General features: G+C 47.4%; 1 protein-coding gene. It reads right to left on the reverse strand.

What is annotated here, in order from left to right; all coding sequences use genetic code 11:
- Positions 1-87: 87 nt before the first annotated feature.
- Positions 88-690: BMP family ABC transporter substrate-binding protein (locus tag A3739_RS06840; RefSeq protein WP_156502422.1), on the reverse strand; the 603-nt coding region annotated here is incomplete at its 5' end.

The following is a 690-nucleotide window of genomic DNA, read 5'->3' on the forward strand; positions in this document are numbered from 1 at the left end:
CACTTTTTAGTTGTGCCTTTTTCCGGAAAATGGGAGCTTGCTGTGCAATAAGCTCAACAAAGCTCCCGATACTTTAAACGTCCCGGTTTACGACTGAGGCAATTTGCCCTCTACACCTTCGATGTAGAAACCAAAGCCTAGTAGCGCACCGTCATCCATGGTGCTACCAGCTGGTACAACTTCTTCGCCAGCCTGGTTAATAACAGGACCATCAAATACGCGCATTTCGCCCGCTTTCAAGGCCGCTTTTTTCTCTTCAACCAACGCAACAACATCAGCCGGAATAGCTTCGTTCAATGGTGCTAGATCTGTAGTACCTTCAGCGATACCAGGCCATAGATCTTCAGCTTTCCAAGTACCATCAAGAACTTGCTGAGCCTTCTTCAAGTAAAGAGGACCCCAGTTGTGAATAGCTGCTGTAAGGTGTGCTTTCTCACCGTACTCAGACATATCTGAGTGATAACCGATCGCGTACTTACCTTTCGCTTCAGCTGCTTGAATAACTGCTGCTGAGTCAGTGTGCTGAGTAAGAACGTCTGCACCTTGAAGGATCAAGGTTTCTGCAGCTTCACGCTCTTTGGCTGGGTCGTACCAAGTGCTCGCCCAAACAACTTTTACTTGAACGTCTGGGTTTACTTCTTTCGCGCCTTTAGTGAATGCGTTGATACCACGAATTACTTCTGGGATTGG

This window comes from Oleiphilus sp. HI0067 (genome assembly GCF_001635735.1).